At 39.0% G+C, this 15955-nt stretch carries 12 protein-coding genes, 1 tRNA gene, 1 pseudogene and 1 riboswitch; of the genes and pseudogenes, 11 read left to right on the top strand and 3 right to left on the bottom strand.

Annotated elements, in window-relative coordinates:
- Nucleotides 1-59: 59 nt before the first annotated feature.
- Nucleotides 60-197: riboswitch (SAM riboswitch) on the top strand.
- Nucleotides 198-313: 116 nt separating this feature from the next.
- From ACVIJU_RS15635 to ACVIJU_RS15615, 5 genes are all read left to right on the top strand, one after another.
- Nucleotides 314-1429, top strand: coding sequence for a methionine biosynthesis PLP-dependent protein (locus ACVIJU_RS15635; protein ID WP_066248281.1), 1116 nt, complete (start codon nucleotides 314-316; stop codon nucleotides 1427-1429).
- On the top strand, nucleotides 1422-2585 hold the full coding sequence (metC, locus tag ACVIJU_RS15630) for a cystathionine beta-lyase (protein ID WP_063387528.1): 1164 nt from the start codon (nucleotides 1422-1424) through the stop codon (nucleotides 2583-2585). The genes ACVIJU_RS15635 and metC overlap by 8 nt, the downstream gene beginning before the upstream one ends.
- A 168-nt stretch (nucleotides 2586-2753) precedes the next feature.
- A complete protein-coding gene (locus tag ACVIJU_RS15625; RefSeq protein WP_144596586.1) occupies nucleotides 2754-3761 on the top strand; it encodes a TAXI family TRAP transporter solute-binding subunit in 1008 nt (335 codons plus the stop codon).
- Nucleotides 3762-3834: 73 nt separating this feature from the next.
- Nucleotides 3835-4353 carry a DUF1850 domain-containing protein gene (locus tag ACVIJU_RS15620; protein WP_311067053.1) on the top strand — a complete coding sequence of 173 codons (519 nt, stop codon included), beginning with the start codon at nucleotides 3835-3837 and terminating at the stop codon, nucleotides 4351-4353.
- Between the two features lie 37 nt (nucleotides 4354-4390).
- A complete protein-coding gene (locus tag ACVIJU_RS15615) occupies nucleotides 4391-6316 on the top strand; it encodes a TRAP transporter permease (protein ID WP_066248422.1) in 1926 nt (641 codons plus the stop codon).
- A gap of 453 nt (nucleotides 6317-6769) precedes the next feature.
- Here ACVIJU_RS15615 and ACVIJU_RS15610 read toward each other — a convergent pair whose 3' ends face one another.
- The 3 genes and pseudogenes from ACVIJU_RS15610 to ACVIJU_RS15600 all read right to left on the bottom strand — a co-directional run bounded on the left by ACVIJU_RS15610 (nucleotide 6770) and on the right by ACVIJU_RS15600 (nucleotide 8923).
- Nucleotides 6770-6985 (bottom strand): DUF3006 domain-containing protein, encoded by a 216-nt coding sequence (locus ACVIJU_RS15610; RefSeq protein WP_094245372.1) that lies wholly within the window; start codon nucleotides 6983-6985, stop codon nucleotides 6770-6772.
- Between the two features lie 323 nt (nucleotides 6986-7308).
- Nucleotides 7309-8136: pseudogene (locus ACVIJU_RS15605) on the bottom strand (ComEC/Rec2 family competence protein); the annotation flags it as partial.
- 714 nt (nucleotides 8137-8850) lie between these two features.
- Nucleotides 8851-8923, bottom strand: a tRNA-Val gene (locus tag ACVIJU_RS15600).
- Between the two features lie 467 nt (nucleotides 8924-9390).
- Between ACVIJU_RS15600 and moaA the strand changes: the two genes are divergently transcribed.
- The 6 genes from moaA (at nucleotide 9391) to ACVIJU_RS15570 (ending at nucleotide 15797) form a co-directional block, all read left to right on the top strand.
- A complete protein-coding gene (gene moaA / locus ACVIJU_RS15595) occupies nucleotides 9391-10410 on the top strand; it encodes a GTP 3',8-cyclase MoaA (RefSeq protein ID WP_063387532.1) in 1020 nt (339 codons plus the stop codon).
- A gap of 146 nt (nucleotides 10411-10556) precedes the next feature.
- Nucleotides 10557-11309 (top strand): response regulator transcription factor, encoded by a 753-nt coding sequence (locus ACVIJU_RS15590; RefSeq protein WP_456687748.1) that lies wholly within the window; start codon nucleotides 10557-10559, stop codon nucleotides 11307-11309.
- An 11-nt stretch (nucleotides 11310-11320) separates the two neighbouring features.
- Nucleotides 11321-12409, top strand: a complete 1089-nt coding sequence (locus ACVIJU_RS15585; protein ID WP_456687747.1) for an XdhC family protein — start codon at nucleotides 11321-11323, stop codon at nucleotides 12407-12409.
- Between the two features lie 69 nt (nucleotides 12410-12478).
- On the top strand, nucleotides 12479-12742 hold the full coding sequence (locus ACVIJU_RS15580; protein ID WP_456687746.1) for a hypothetical protein: 264 nt from the start codon (nucleotides 12479-12481) through the stop codon (nucleotides 12740-12742).
- A 185-nt stretch (nucleotides 12743-12927) separates the two neighbouring features.
- Entirely contained in the window at nucleotides 12928-15345 is a 2418-nt protein-coding gene (locus tag ACVIJU_RS15575) for a xanthine dehydrogenase family protein molybdopterin-binding subunit (protein WP_456687745.1), read from the top strand.
- The gene (locus tag ACVIJU_RS15570; protein WP_094245378.1) at nucleotides 15342-15797 is read left to right on the top strand and encodes an SRPBCC family protein; all 456 of its coding nucleotides are present in this window, start codon (nucleotides 15342-15344) and stop codon (nucleotides 15795-15797) included. The genes ACVIJU_RS15575 and ACVIJU_RS15570 overlap by 4 nt, the downstream gene beginning before the upstream one ends.
- The last annotated feature ends 158 nt before the right edge of the window (nucleotides 15798-15955 follow it).

Raw genomic sequence — 15955 nt, 5'->3', positions numbered from 1 at the left:
GTCTTGAATTTTTTTTAAAACTGAGGTAAAGTTATACCTATCAAAAGTTCATATCGGAATTCTTATCGAGAGAGGCGGAGGGAACTGGCCCGAAGAAGTCTCAGCAACCGGTACAAGGACGGCGGCATGATAACCTTTGTACCAAGGTGCTAAATCCAGCAAGCATTTTGCCGTAAGATATGCTTGGAAGATAAGAAGGAGCCAAACAATAAACGCCTTCTTCTTATGAAGAGGGCGTTTTATTTTTAAAGCCTCCTCTACAGGCAATGAAAGCAGCACATTTTTACTAACTAAAAAAGGAGGAAAGTCAAAGATGAATATTGAAACAGTTTTGGCCCAATTAGGAAATCGAAGTGAAGCTCTTACAGGAACAGTAAGCGCCCCCATTTATTTGTCCACAGCCTACCGGCATAAAGGAATAGGTGAATCAACAGGTTATGATTACACTCGGACAAAAAATCCAACGAGAGAGCTTGTCGAGGACGCCATAGCCAAATTGGAGGGAGCCGATCAAGGATTTGCATTTTCTTCCGGAATGGCAGCGATTCAGACGATTATGGCTTTATTTAAAAGTGGAGATGAACTGATCGTTTCAAAAGATTTATATGGCGGGACATACCGCTTGTTTGAAGAAGAGTGGCGCAAATACGGTCTTTCCTTCCACTATGACGATTTTACGTCTCGCGAATATACGGAATCATTAATAAACGAAAATACTAAAGCGATTTTTCTAGAAACGCCCACTAATCCGCTTATGCAGGAAACATCGATTTCCTCGTTGGCGGAATTGGCCCGGAAGCACAATTTGCTGCTGATCGTTGACAATACGTTCTACACACCTGTTTTGCAGCGTCCGATTGAAGAAGGAGCGCATATCGTGATTCACAGCGCAACGAAATATTTAGGCGGTCACAACGATGTCCTTGCCGGCCTGGTCTGTGCAAAAGGGAAAGAAATTTGCGAAAAATTAGCCATGCATCAAAATGCAATTGGTGCGGTATTATCTCCTTTTGATTCGTGGCTGCTGCTTAGAGGAATGAAAACTTTATCATTGAGAATGGCCAAACATCAGGAAAATGCAAGGGAGCTGGCGGCATATTTAAAAGAGCTTCCTGAAATTGATGATGTATTATATCCTGGCAGAGGCGGAATGCTTTCCTTCCGTGTGAAAAAAGAAGAATGGGTCAACCCGTTTTTGCAGAATCTGAAATTAATCTGTTTTGCGGAAAGCCTTGGAGGGGTAGAAAGCTTTATAACGTATCCAGCTACCCAAACACATGCGGACATTCCGGAAGAAATCCGAATTCAAAACGGTGTATGTAACCGGCTTCTCCGTTTTTCTGTAGGGATTGAAAGCGTGGAGGATTTGAAGGAAGATCTCAAGCAGGCATTGCAAGCAGCTGCGAAAGGGGATTTACTAAATGCATGACCAATGGAGCTTTCAAACAAAATTGATTCATAATAAACATAAGGTTGACCCGACAACTGGTGCTGTCAGCGTGGCGATTCAGCAAGCGTCAACGTTTCATCAGCAAACATTGGATGAATCTCCTGAATTTGACTACAGCCGTTCAGGAAATCCAACACGAAAAGCGTTGGAAGAGGCGATTGCCGAACTGGAAGGCGGAGTGAGAGGCTTTGCGTTTGCTTCTGGGATGGCCGCTATATCAACAGCTTTTCTTTTACTTTCTTCCGGTGATCATGTTTTGGTCACAGAAGATGTGTACGGCGGAACATACCGGATCGTTGCCGATGTTTTATCGCGCTTTGGCATTGAATATACGTTTGTCGATATGACGGACCTTGATGCCGTAAAAGCAAATATACGTCCGAACACAAAAGTGATTTACATTGAAACGCCCTCGAATCCGCTGTTAAAAGTGACGGACATTCGAGCAATTGTGCAGCTTGCAAAAGAAAACGGCTGTTTAACATTTGTTGATAATACATTTATGACTCCGGCTTTGCAAAGGCCTCTCGATTTAGGGGCCGATATTGTTTTACATAGTGCAACAAAATTTTTGGCAGGTCATAGCGACTGTTTGGCAGGATTGGCAGTTGTGAAAGATGAAAAGCTTGGCGAAGAGCTTTACAAACTTCAAAATGCCTTCGGCGCTGTTCTCGGCCCGCATGATTGCTGGCTTGTATTAAGAGGGTTAAAAACACTTCATGTGCGGCTGGATCAATCCGTCAAAACAGCTTCTCAATTAGCAGAATTTTTGAAAAAGCACCCTGCCATTAAAAAAGTGTACTATCCAGGTCTTCACGATCACCCAGGGTCAGATATTCATTTGCGGCAAAGTGTCAACGGTGGAGCGGTTTTATCGTTTGAACTAGAAGATGAAAAAGCGGTCAAGATTCTTGCTGATCATGTTCAGCTGCCTGTTTTCGCAGTCAGCCTTGGTGCAGTTGAATCGATCTTGTCGTATCCAGCTAAAATGTCCCATGCCGCGATGCCGAAAGAAGAACGGATCAAAAGAGGGATAACCGATGGTCTTCTTCGATTAAGCGTAGGGCTAGAAAATTTTGAAGACTTAAAAAATGATTTGGAGTCTGGTCTTTCTACTGTTTTGGCCTATCAATAAATTTTTTCTTACCTTAATAGAAGACAGGGAGATGTCGAATACCGACAATTCCTGTCTTTTTTTTATGTTGATAATCTAGCTGACATATTATCCCACATTTTTTCATTTGTTCTTTAATATGATAGTAATGCACCCAAAGTCAAACGAATTTAAAAAGGGGGAGTATCAATGATCAAATGGCGAAGCGGACTTATATTCTTAACAGCTCTTCTTTTCATAATGATCATTTCTGCGTGTGGAAATAACAGCGAAGGAGGAAGCAGCAAAAGTGATGGCTCCAATCAAAGCGGGGAAAAGGCAGGAAGCAAGACGTTAAGCATTTTAACCGGAGGCACAGGAGGAACTTATTACCCGCTCGGCGGATCGATGGCGCAAATTATTTCGGAAGAAACGGACTTTAATGCAAATGCACAATCTTCAGGAGCATCAGCAGAAAATATGCAAGCGCTAAAAAATGGTGAAGCTGATATTGCGTTCTCGCAAACTGATATTGCTGCTTATGCATTAAACGGTGAATTGATGTTCAAAGACAATAAAGTCGACAATGTTAAAGCAATTGGGACTTTATATCCGGAGACGGTGCAAATTATTACAACAAAAGATAGCGGCATCCTTTCTGTTGAAGATTTGAAAGGCAAGTCGGTTTCCGTTGGTGCCCCTGGGTCTGGAGTGAATGCAAACGCACAGCAAATTTTAGAAATTCATGGATTAAGCTTTGATGATATTAAAGCGCAAAGCTTATCTTTTGACGAATCAACGGACGGCATTCAATCCGGAAGCATAGACGCTGCATTCATTACTGCGGGGACACCGACGGCTGCAGTTGAATCGCTCTCAGCACAAAAAGAAATTAGAGTAATTCCGATTGCGGATGACAAAATCAAACAATTGATCGAAAAATATCCTTACTATGCTGAAGATACAGTACCAAAGGGGACATATAAAATTCCTGAGGACGTAAAAACAGTCGCTGTAAAAGCGATGCTGGTCGTCCGCGGCGAATTGGATGAAGATGCCGTATACAATATTACAAAAGCGATTTTTGAAAATACAAATAAAATTACTCACGCAAAAGGCAAATTAATCAAAGCGGAGGCAGCCCTTGATGGAATAGGCAATTTGCCGCTTCATCCAGGGGCTGAAACGTATTTTTCAGAAAAAGGAATCCAGCCATAACGTATCAAAGATAGGCCGTTTTAAACGGTCTATCGATTTCATTTATGTAACTCCATTTTAGGCGGGGATTTTCATGAGAGCTAGGATGAAAGCTTTGTTCATCTGTCTTCCCCTTTTTATGACAATCAACGTTTTTTTATTTTTCCTTCCTATTGTAAATGCCATCGCTTTTTATCATGAAGATCAGAATGACTTATTAGGTTATCTGCCTGTCCGTGATGATGACTTGTTTCAAATTCAGTACACTCATTCCATCCATCTTACGGATGTGAAGGAGACATATACATTACGCAATAACAAAATCATTCAGACAGAACTTGAGTATGAAAATTTTGCTGTTGGAATGCCTTCTAATGTGGAAGGGGAGGGGAAATTTTTAGAAAAGGATGGAAAATTTTTTATAAAAAACATGGAGCGAGAATTTTCCTATATTGATTTGAGAATTGGACAAGTACAGGCCGATCACCGAATCGTTTATCAAGGTAACAGCTACAAATTGGCGGATTTTTTTGGACCCGGCTCATGGGTAAGAATAAAACCGGCAAAAATCAGTATTTGGCAGCAGGTGAAAGGAGTGAATATTCGTGAGTAAAGAGAAATTTGACGTACTGTCAGAAGAAGAGCAGCAAATGCTGCTTGAAAAATATGATCCTGAAGCAGGAACGAGGAAGCTAAAAGGCGTGTTGGGAGGCATCGCATTTGCCGGATTATTGGCATTTTCGCTGTTTCAGTTGTATACATCGATTTTCGGTGTTTTTACAGCGCAAATCCAGCGCTCTGTCCATCTCGGTTTTGCGCTTGCTTTGATTTTTCTTTTGTTTCCGGCTAATCGAAAAAAGAGGAAAGAATATAAATTTCAAGTGGCTTGGTATGATATCATCCTTGCGCTTTTAAGTATTGGCGTTGGAGCATATTGGCCGCTGTTCATTGATGACATTGTAATGCGCGTCGGAATATTGACAGAAACGGATTTTTATATCGGAATTTTAGCTATTTTACTAGTTTTAGAGGCAACAAGGAGGGCGGTTGGGCTGCCGATTACGATCATCGCGCTGCTTTTCTTGGCGTATGCCTATTTTGGTCCTAGCATGCCTAACTTTCTCCAGCATAGCGGTCTTAGTTCTGAACGAATTGTTCAAACTATGTTCTTTACAACCGAAGGGATTTTAGGAACTCCGCTAGGCGTGTCATCAACCTTTATCTTTTTGTTTCTCCTTTTCGGCTCCTTTTTAATTAGAACTGGGATTGGTCAATATTTTAATGATTTGGCCGTTGCCGTTGCAGGGCGCAGAATTGGCGGTCCTGCAAAAGTAGCTATTTTTTCCAGTGCCCTTCAAGGAACGATCAGCGGAAGCTCAGTTGCCAATGTCGTCACATCCGGCGCGTTTACCATCCCGATGATGAAAAAGCTTGGTTATAACAAAGATTTTGCAGGAGCGGTGGAGGCTTCTTCATCTACAGGCGGTCAGTTAATGCCGCCGGTTATGGGAGCAGCTGCGTTTTTAATGGTTGAATTTATCGGGAACGGCATTACGTATTGGGACATTGCCAAAGCGGCAGCTATTCCGGCTATTCTATATTTTGCAGGGATTTGGATCATGACTCATTTTGAAGCAAAGCGAATCGGTTTAAGAGGCTTGTCAAAAGAAGAAATGCCGAATCGGAAAGAAATTTTGAAAAAACTGCATTTGTTAGCCCCGATCGTTGTTATTATTATTTTGCTAATGTCAGGAGTGACCGTTACACATGCTGCCATTTATTCGATATGTATTTCGATTGTCGCTGGATTTTTAAATCGTGAGAATCGGATGACATTTAAGGATATTGTATTAGCGCTCGTCGACGGCGCCCGTACAGCGTTAGGGGTTGCGGCAGCAACAGCCGCTGCTGGAATTATTGTCGGCGTTGTGACGAAAACCGGGCTTGGTTTGAAGCTTGCCAACGGGCTGCTTGATATCGCCGGGGGCAATCTCATTCCGACATTAATGCTGACGATGATAGCTTCGTTGATTCTTGGAATGGGTTCGCCGACTACAGCGAACTATGTTATTACCTCAACGATTGCTGCACCAGCGATTATTTTGTTGGGGGTACCTGATTTGTCTGCACATTTATTCGTGTTTTACTTCGGGATTATTGCCGACATTACACCGCCAGTTGCCCTCGCAGCCTTTGCCGCAGCCGGTGTATCAGGAGGAGAACCGATCCGAACGGGAATTCACTCTTCAAAATTGGCAATCGCCGCCTTTATCATTCCGTATATTTTCGTTTTGTCTCCGCAAATGTTAATGATTGATACGACATGGCTTGGAATTTTATGGGTAGTCTTTACGGCGTTTTGCGGAATGATCGCAATTGGAGCCGGGATGATCGGATATTGGATGAGAAAAATGCATTTGATTGAACGAATTGCCGCAGTCGTGGCCGGGCTGTTGCTGATTTATCCAGAACGTTTTTCAGACATTTCAGGTCTCATCATTTTCATCGCATTATATGCGTTTCAATATATATGGAAATACAAAGCTGATCAAAAAGTGAAGGGTGAGAGCATTTAAAGAAGACAGGTTGTCATGGAAGAATCGATCCATTGATTAGAACATGATTACAGGCGGAATCATTGAGACGCAGAATAAACGCGGAGAGCAATTCACATTGGAACGAACAAAATCAGGATAAAATGTCGGAGAGACAGAAAGGATGTGTTGGAATCAATCCATTAATTTGCAGAAGGCCGATTTATTTTTATGCTGCAAAATTCAAAATGTTGTTTAAGAAAAACCGCTTTATGTCACGAATAGGTGGGAAATGGAGCGGCATTTCAACCTAGACGGCAAAATGAAATCCGATAGAAAACGAAAATTTAAATCTATAAAAACCAAGCATAGAGGAAAAAATGAATGATCAGCTCTATAGGCGCGATTCTAAAACGGCAAAAAATAATGAAGTGGAAGCATCTTTGACACTTCCACTTCAATCATATTTGCTTGGAATCTTAATTGAAAAAACGATTAATCTTCAAACAATTCGTCCATTAACTCTTCAATTTCTTGTCTTCGTTTGCTTGTTTCTTGTTTATCGACATAATAACGGTTATTTTTCTGAATAATTACATCTCCCGTTTCTGCATTTTTAGGCAACTGGCTTTTTAAAATTTCGATTATTTTGCCGTTTTCATCTTCGCAGACTGCGATGTCATTTTCAAATCGATCAATAATAAATTTCATAATGTCCCACCTTATCTAGGAGTGAAAGATGTTTGTGCTTTATAAGTTTTGTTTTTATAAGTGGCTGATACATCGATTTTAACAGTATAACCTTTTGCAGCACGGCCGATTTTTACCGACAATGGCTTACCAATAGTACCGGTATAAGTGGTGTTTTTGCTTTTGTATTTAAAAACAGCTTTATATTTTGTTCCGTTTGGCAGCCCTTTTACATTCAGTATTATTGTAGAGTTTTGCTTTGGAGTTTTGTTATCGACACTTGCTGTTAATTTGTAGCTAGTTGGTTTGCTTGCTGTGCCGGACGATGCCACTTTTACATTAAAGGAAAGATTGGAGCCGTTCGTTGTTGCAACAATATGGCCTTGTTTATCCGTTCTAAAAGTGTTTATTTTGTATGCTTTCAGCCGATTGATCACATCTTGAGTAGGATGGCCGTATGAGTTCTTGCCGACGGAAATGACGGCATATGTCGGTTTTACTGAGTTTAACAGCGCTGTGCTTGTAGATGTTTTGGCACCATGGTGTCCTACTTTTAGGACGTCAGCTCGCAAATTTTGTTTAGCTTTAATCATATCCGATTCTGCTTTAAGTTCCGCATCGCCAGTGAAAAGAAATGATTTTTTACCGTAAGTAAGCTTTAAAACAGCACTCCAGTTATTTAAGTCGCTTTTTGGATATGCTTTGACAGGCCCAACGAATTTTGCGGTAACTCCTTTGATCGGCAAAGCAACATTTGCTTGAGCGGTCTTTATTTTTTTGCCTTCACGCTTAACAGCATTTAAAAAATCTTTGTAGCTTTCCGTCGTATGGCTGACTTTTGGCGCATACACCTGCTCTACTCGAAAAGCAGATAGCACAGTGTCCAGACCGCCAATATGATCTGCGTCCGGATGAGTTGCAATCATTATTTCGATATCATCCACTTTTTGCTTTTTCAAATAATTAACAACGTCATCTCCATAACTGTTATTTCCGCCATCAATGAGAATATCTTCTCCATTTGGAGCTTTTATGTAAATTGCGTCTCCTTGTCCGACATTAATAAAATGAACATACATATTTTTTGCCTGAGCGCTTGTTGTTTCGTGAAACGGGATCAACAGAAAAGAAAATGCAAACACTATCGAAAACAATAGCTTACGTAATTTCATCAAAATCACTCCGAGTACTGAATAGATCAAATTGATTATACAGCGTGGTAGGAAAAATTTACAAGATTTAATTTAGAAAATTTTATTTTTTTTTACAGAAAATTAAATTTTCTAGTCTAATTGAACTAAAGTCTCATCCGATTTTTTCATGCCGAAAAAAGAAGCCGACCCAAAAGGCTTGGATCGGCCTAAACAGACAAAGGTCTGTACATTTTTAATTTTGTTGAAATCTGGTCATTCCAAAATTTAATTTTTCCCAAAATTTAATTTTTCAAACGTAACTTTTGGTGAATGGAGGAATCAAAAAGTTTAAGTAAAAAAACTAGTTTGCATATTTTAAAACAAGGAGAAACGTAATTTGTTAAAAACAATTGATAAGAAGATTAAATAAAACTTTGTGTTGCTAATTATTGTTGTCGCCAATTAGCTCGCTGTACCTAACTTTATTTAGCGTAAAAACATATTGCACAGTCAAAAAAGGTGAATATAACTAAAATTATTAAAAAATACAATATGGCCGCGAGAAAATGGAAAATTTGAACGATATAAAAGGCGTAAACAAAATTTACATTTAAAAAAAATTACAAGTTAAATAGTCTGTTGAATAAACCTGATATTTTAATGTTTCGCCGTTAAAAAGTCGGCAAAAAAAGAGAAAAAGAAAACGCGATTCTTGTATTTCACAAGAACCACGTCTACTAAGGTTTTTAATGATGATTCCGACTGGGCTCGAACCAGCGACCTCCACCCTGTCAAGGTGGCGCTCTCCCTGCTGAGCTACGGAATCATATTAACAAAACAGATGAATTTCTAATGCGTTTTTTTGACAATTTCTATTGTAATGTTGTTATAAAAATATGTCAAGCCTCAATATGCAAGTTTTTTTACTTGCTGTAGTTTTTAATCATTGATAAGCTCTTTCTGGTCTTAGAATCTAAATTGATAAAAGGAAGTGCTTTTAATAGAAGCACAAATGTTGAGAATTATAAATTATGCGAAACGACCAACCGGATTACCGGGCGGTTTTTGTTTCTGATTGACGACAAAGTGTAACAGTAGTTATTTTTTCGTTTTATCTAAATAATCTGTAAGGAGTCCTCTTTGTTATACAAAATGATAGGAAAGAAAAACGAAAAACAGGAGTGTCCTTTTGCCATTTATGCAATATTTTTGAAATCGTTTTAATAATTTGATAGGATAACATTTATAATATCGATCATTTTTGAAAATCCTTATAAAGGAATGTGATAAAAAATGAAAAAAGACCAAGTCTTGGATCAGAGGCACCGCCCTTTGCGCGATTTGCGTATTTCTGTAACCGACCGATGTAATTTCCGGTGCACGTATTGTATGCCGAAAGAGATATTCGGAGACGATTATCAATTCCTTCCGAAGGATCACTTGTTGACGTTTGAAGAAATTGTCGAGCTCACGAAAATTTTTGTTGAGCTTGGCGTGAAGAAAATTAAGCTGACGGGAGGCGAACCGCTTCTTCGAAAGGATGTATATAAACTAATTGCCATGCTTTCAAAAATTGAAGGAATTCATGATATTGGTTTGACAACAAACGGCGTGTATTTAAAAAAGTATGGCTCAAAATTGTATGAAGCAGGTCTTCGCCGATTGAACATCAGCCTTGATGCGATTGATGACGATACGTTTCGACGTTTAAATGGCCGAGATGTATCAGCAAAGACGGTCTTGGCAAATATTGATTATGCTGTATCAGTCGGATTTTCGGTTAAAGTAAATATGGTTGTACAAAAAGGAGTAAATGATCACCAAATTTTGCCGATGACGGAATATTTTAAAAACAAGGGGATTCCATTAAGATTTATTGAATTTATGGATGTAGGCAATACAAACGGCTGGAATATGAAAGATGTCTTGATAAAAAAAGATATTGTAAAGATGATTAGTTCTGTTTATTCCATTGAACCAATTGATGAAAACTACTTTGGAGAGGTAGCCAAGAGATATCGTCATCAAGACACAGGTTCAGAAATCGGATTTATTACATCAGTATCAGAACCATTTTGTTCAAGCTGTACGAGGGCGCGTATTTCATCAGACGGAAAGCTGTACACTTGTTTATATGCCCACGAAGGATTTGATTTACGGGATTTCATTCGTTCAGGAAAAAGTCCAGAAGAAATCAAAATGGCTATTGAACGTGTTTGGCAAAATCGTAAAGATCAATATTCTGTTGAACGTACAGAAAACAAAGGTATGTTGAACAAAAATAAAATTGAGATGTCATATATAGGAGGATAAACAATCGGCGTTTGGTGATGAAATGCTGATTGTTTTTTTATTTTTTTAGAAAATTCGAAAGAGAAAAAATTAAAATTGAAATAGTAAAATTTTTAAACCATTAAAATATATTTTTATCTAATATATAGAAACAAGGAGGGGAGCAATTGGCTGATGTATTAATTGTTGATAATGATAAATCTGCTCGGAAGGATGTAAAGTCAATTATTGAAGATAGTAAATTCAGCTTTCTTTCCATTTATGAAGCAAGTACATCTCAACGAGGTATGATCCTTTTAAAGCAAAATCGACCGACTATACTCATTGTGGATATCTCCTTGCCAGATATAGACGGTATCAAATTAGGGAGATCAGCGTTAGAGCTGTATCCAGATTTGCCTGTGATTGTTGTGACTCAGTTAAAAATGTTCGAGTTTGTCCAGGAAGCGATCAACTCAGGTTTTTCAGCTTATTTGTTGAAACCGCTTTCCAAAAATGAACTGCTTGATACATTTGAGCGGATTTTGCCCAAAGGATTAAATAAAGAAATTAATCAAACCATCAATGGTAAAAGTCATTTTTCCTCTGACTTAAAAAATCCGATCGAAAGTGCCATTCAGTTTATTCAAATGAATTATGGTTATGCTCTTACTCTAAAAGAAGTGGCAAATCAAGTATATTTAAGTCCATCTTATTTCAGCCGATTGTTTAAAGAAGAAGTTGGTATGACATTTGTGGAATATTTATCGTTTGTTAGAGTTCAAAAAGCTAAAACGCTGCTTAGAGTTTCGAGTCTTCCGATTGAAATTATCGCTAACAATACCGGTTTTTCAAATGCAAGCTATTTTGCAACCGCTTTTAAAAAATTGGTTGGGAAGACGCCAAGAGAGTATCGGGAGCAGTTTCATTTTAAAGAATAGGAGGTGAAGTCGTGATTACGATTAAAAAGGAATTGGAACGCTGCAAAAAGGAAGGGTTATCAGGTGTTATTGGAACCATTATTTCTACAAAAGGATCTACCTACCAAAAGACAGGGGCAAAATGCTTCGTATCAGAAGATCGAAAGCTAACAGGTCTTTTAAGCGGAGGCTGCGTCGAAGCAGATATTGTAGAACATGCTGTAAAAGTGCTCGAAACGGGTAAGCCGGCAGTTCTCCACTATGATTTTTACGGAGAAGAGGATATTGTTTGGGGACTTGGTGTCGGCTGTAATGGGAAAATGAACATATTTTTACAACCATATCTGCCAAAAAAGCAGCCTGAAAGGACAGAAGTGATTGATCAATATTTTTCTCAATCCCTCCAAAAACAATTACACGCTGTCACGATCGTGAATGCGAAAGATGAAAATCTTCAAGGAAAAATGTGGATCCTAGACCCTTTGCAAAGTAATGACGACTCACTTATTACCGTTTCTGAAATTGCTCATGATTATCAACATCGAAAAAACAATTTAAAAAATGAAATGGTTTATTTAGGTGGTGAAAAAGAATTGTACGTATATTATGAATCATTAAGTCCACCACCACACTTAAAGATTTTTGGCGCAGGTCCTGATGCCATTCCGCTTGTCAAAATGGCGAAAAGCTTGAAATGGATTGTGACTGTTCTTGACCATCGTCCTACTTATTGCAATGAAAATAATTTTCCTGATGCTGATTTTATCCAAGTTTATCCTAAAGGGTCTGTTCCTGACGTTTCGTTTAATGAAAACACATATGTCATTATAATGACACACAATTATTTGCACGATCAAGAAATATTAGAATCCATCATTCATTCAAATGCGGCTTACATTGGCCTTTTAGGTCCGAAAAAAAGAACTGCCCAATTAATTGAAAGCAGCCAAACTCTAAAGGCTCATCCTTCTATTCAGCAAATTCATAGTCCTATTGGTCTTGATATTGGAGCGAAAACACCGGAAGAAATTGCCTTTAGTATTTTGGCTGAAATTATGACGGTGTACAGAGGAGGAACAGGAAAGAAATTATCAGAGCTGGCGGCAATGGCTTATTCCTAAAAAAGATACATCAGTCATAAAGGTGAAAAAACATATTTTGTTGAGTGTTATCAGCTGCAGTTTTTTAAAGTGGATGGTCAAACACAATCTATTAATACCATCTATTGGAAAGGTATTAACCAAAATACCGTGGATGTAAGTAAAAAATCTCAGTTAAGCGGTAGTGTTGCTGTCTTAACTCTGAACGGAAGTTTCTATGAAATAAGTAAACCGATTGGTTTTGGGGGATATTACCAATCAAGGCTGATTACATTGCTAAAAATAAGATTAAAAAATGCATCTGACAAGACTGACACCGTTGTTGCGTTATTGTGCCGTGATTCAATGCTATGAAAGAAATGGGAACCTGTTTATTGTTCAAGCAAAATATCGAATAAAAAGGTCATCCAGTTCTTTAAAGGGATGAGCCAAAAGGGCAAAAATTCGAAATGATATTTGTTTTGCTGCGATCGTAATATCCTCAAGTTATTGAGTCACCACAAAATTATGAGAGATTTCTTCGGAAGGAGGTAAGTTAAATGAGTAAAGTGATTGGGAAAAGAGTGACGCGTGTTGAAGATGCTAGATTATTGACTGGTCAGGGAAAATATATTGATGACATCGGTACCCCGCCGAATACTGGTCATGTGGCCATTTTAAGGAGCCCTTATCCGCATGCCAAAATTGTGTCTATCGATTATTCGGAAGCCTTAGAAATTCCTGGAGTAAAGGGTGTTGTAACAGGTAAGGATGTACATCCTCTATTAAATCCTTTTAGTGTTGGCGTCAGTGCTCCAGTACACTATTATCCAATTGCTATTGATAAAGTTCGTTTTGTAGGTGAGCCAGTAGCAGTTGTCGTGGCAAAAAACCGATATATTGCGGAGGATGCGTTAGAAAAAATTAAGGTGAAATATGAAAATCTTGAACCAATTGTAGATATTGAACGTGCGCTCGAAAAAGGAGCACCTATTTTACATGAAAATGTTGGTTCAAATATCGCTAATCATCGAACTTTTCATTATGGAGATGTAGAGAAGGCTTTTGAGCAGGCTGACAAAATCATCAAGCATCGTTTTCATTTTCCGAAATATTCTGCAACACCAGTTGAAACATATGGTATTGTCGCCCAATACGATCATAGCTCTGATAGTTATACAGTTCACGCAAACTTTCATGGACCGTTTGTACTCCATTCGATTATGGCAGGTGCATTAAAAATTCCAAGCAATCGGTTGCGGATTATTATACCAAAAGATATTGGAGGCAGCTATGGAATTAAGGCAGGAATATTTCCGTATATCGTTCTTTGTTCCGTTGTAAGCCGTCTCGTAGGCTGTCCAGTGAAATGGATCGAGGACAGGCAGGAGCATTTATCAGCTAGTTCAAGCTGTACGGATCGAGTCACATATATTGAAGCAGCAGTAAAAAATGACGGAAAAATACTCGGATTAAAAATGAAAATGATTGACAACGTTGGTGCATATATCCGGGCACCAGAGCCGGCATGTCTGTACCGGAACCATGCAAACACAACCGGCGCCTATGATATTCCAAACTTAATGATTGATGCGTATGCCGTTATGACGAATAAATTGCCAACAGGGCTTATACGCGGATATGGGGGACAAGAAACGTATTTCCCTCTTGAACGGATCATGCAAATCATTTCAGATGAATTAAAATTAGAGCCAGCTGAAGTGATCAGACGGAATTTAATTAAAAAAGAACAATTTCCATACAGAACGGCATCTGGTGGAGTGTATGACAGCGGCGACTATGAAAAAGCATTTGATCTGTTATTAAAAATCGGTAAATATGATGAATTCAGAAAAAAACAAGCTGAAGCACGCAAGAGGGGGAAGCTTCTTGGTGTTGGCCTCGCTGTTATCGTTGAACCATCCGGTTCGAATATGGGGTACATTACGATCGCCTTAACTCCAGAGGAAAGAAAAGCAGGATTGCCGAAATCTGGTTGTTCAGAAGCGGCGACGATTTCGATGGATCCTATGGGAAATGTGAATGTGCGCATTAGTACAACACCGTCCGGACAAGGGCATGAAACGGTCGCTAGCCAAATCGTATCGGAAATTCTCGGAATTCCGCATGAAAAAATTAATGTTGTAGCTGAACTTGATACAGCAACAAGTGCATGGTCCATTGCTTCTGGAAGCTATTCCAGCCGGTTTGCGTCACTCGGATCAAGTGCAGTGTACTATGCAGCACATAAGGTAAAAAATAAGCTTATCAAAATTGCTGCACATTTTTTAAAAGCTAAGGAAGAAGATTTAACAATTGAAAAAGGCAACATTGTTTCCAAAACCGATCCATCTAAATCTATTTCTATAAAAAGGGTTGTTGGATCAGCCCATTGGAATCCGCTTTCTTTACCTGAAGGGATGGAGCCTGGAATTTATGAAACAGCCTATTATACAGCCCAGGCTGAACCGCCGGATGACCAGGATTTAATTAATTCATCGGTTACGTATGGATTTGTTGCTGATTTAGTGACAGTTGAAATTGATCCAGAGACAGGTGACATTCACATTCTTGATTATTTCACGGTTCACGATGCAGGAAAACTATTAAATCCGCTTATTGTCGATGGACAAATATTGGGAGGCCTAGTCCATGGGCTTGGCGGCGCCATGTATGAAGAACTTGTCTACGATGAAAAAGGTCAGTTTTTAACTGGATCGTTTATGGATTATTTATGTCCAACAGCGCCTGAAGTACCAAATGTAACGATCAAACATATCGAGACGCCGTCACCACTTACACCATTAGGCGCTAAAGGTCTTGGAGAAGGAAATACAATGAGTGCACCTGTTGTCATTGCAAATGCAGTAAATGATGCGTTGAAGCCATATGGTGTGACGATTGATTCATTACCAGTAACACCAAATAAAGTATGGAACATTTTGAATCAGTCTAAAAAACAGGAGGTTTCATCATGAACGGAAAAGGGAGCGTAACATTAAATGCAGGAATTGAAAAAGCATGGGAAGTGCTGCTGGACCCAGAGGCATTAAAAAATTGCATTATGGGCTGTAAAAAATTAGAGCCTGTCAATGAAAACAAATATGAAGCGGAAGTATCTATTGGAATTGCTGCTGTGAAAGGAAAATATGAATCAACCATTGAAATTGCTGATGTTCAAAAACCGAACCATTATAAGCTCGTTGTAAAAGGGGAAGGCGGACCAGGAAGTGTTGAAGCAACAGGAGTTGTTGATCTTGTTCCAATTGACGATAACAAGACGGAATTGAACTATACGTATGAAGCGGAAGTTGGCGGAAAAGTGGCAATGGTTGGGCAAAGAATGCTAAATGGTGTAGCTAAATTAATCATTCAGGACTTCTTTAAAAAGTTTAATAAAGAACTAGCGAAAAACGAACAATCTATTTAAATAGAGAAAATACAAGTCAAGCACAAAAATCAAAGGAATTGGAAATTCCAAATCCTTTGAACTGCTAGATCATACTGTGAGTGGACGAAATGAAAAGGTCGATTGAGTCTTCTGCACCGATAAGAAAATCTGGCTGCCTTTTGAATGGAGTTTGCTAC

The organism is Aeribacillus sp. SP014, assembly GCF_054055575.1.
Note: the sequence above shows the minus strand (reverse complement) of the source record. Positions and strands in the feature narration are given on the sequence as shown.

Coding starts and splice junctions, on each gene's coding strand:
- metC (WP_063387528.1), top strand. CDS start 1,422: ATGCATGACCAATGGAGCTTTCAAACAAAATTGATTCATAATAAACAT.
- ACVIJU_RS15575 (WP_456687745.1), top strand. CDS start 12,928: ATGAGTAAAGTGATTGGGAAAAGAGTGACGCGTGTTGAAGATGCTAGA.
- ACVIJU_RS15620 (WP_311067053.1), top strand. CDS start 3,835: ATGAGAGCTAGGATGAAAGCTTTGTTCATCTGTCTTCCCCTTTTTATG.
- ACVIJU_RS15570 (WP_094245378.1), top strand. CDS start 15,342: ATGAACGGAAAAGGGAGCGTAACATTAAATGCAGGAATTGAAAAAGCA.
- ACVIJU_RS15615 (WP_066248422.1), top strand. CDS start 4,391: ATGCTGCTTGAAAAATATGATCCTGAAGCAGGAACGAGGAAGCTAAAA.
- ACVIJU_RS15625 (WP_144596586.1), top strand. CDS start 2,754: ATGATCAAATGGCGAAGCGGACTTATATTCTTAACAGCTCTTCTTTTC.
- moaA (WP_063387532.1), top strand. CDS start 9,391: ATGAAAAAAGACCAAGTCTTGGATCAGAGGCACCGCCCTTTGCGCGAT.
- ACVIJU_RS15635 (WP_066248281.1), top strand. CDS start 314: ATGAATATTGAAACAGTTTTGGCCCAATTAGGAAATCGAAGTGAAGCT.
- ACVIJU_RS15610 (WP_094245372.1), bottom strand. CDS start 6,985: ATGAAATTTATTATTGATCGATTTGAAAATGACATCGCAGTCTGCGAA.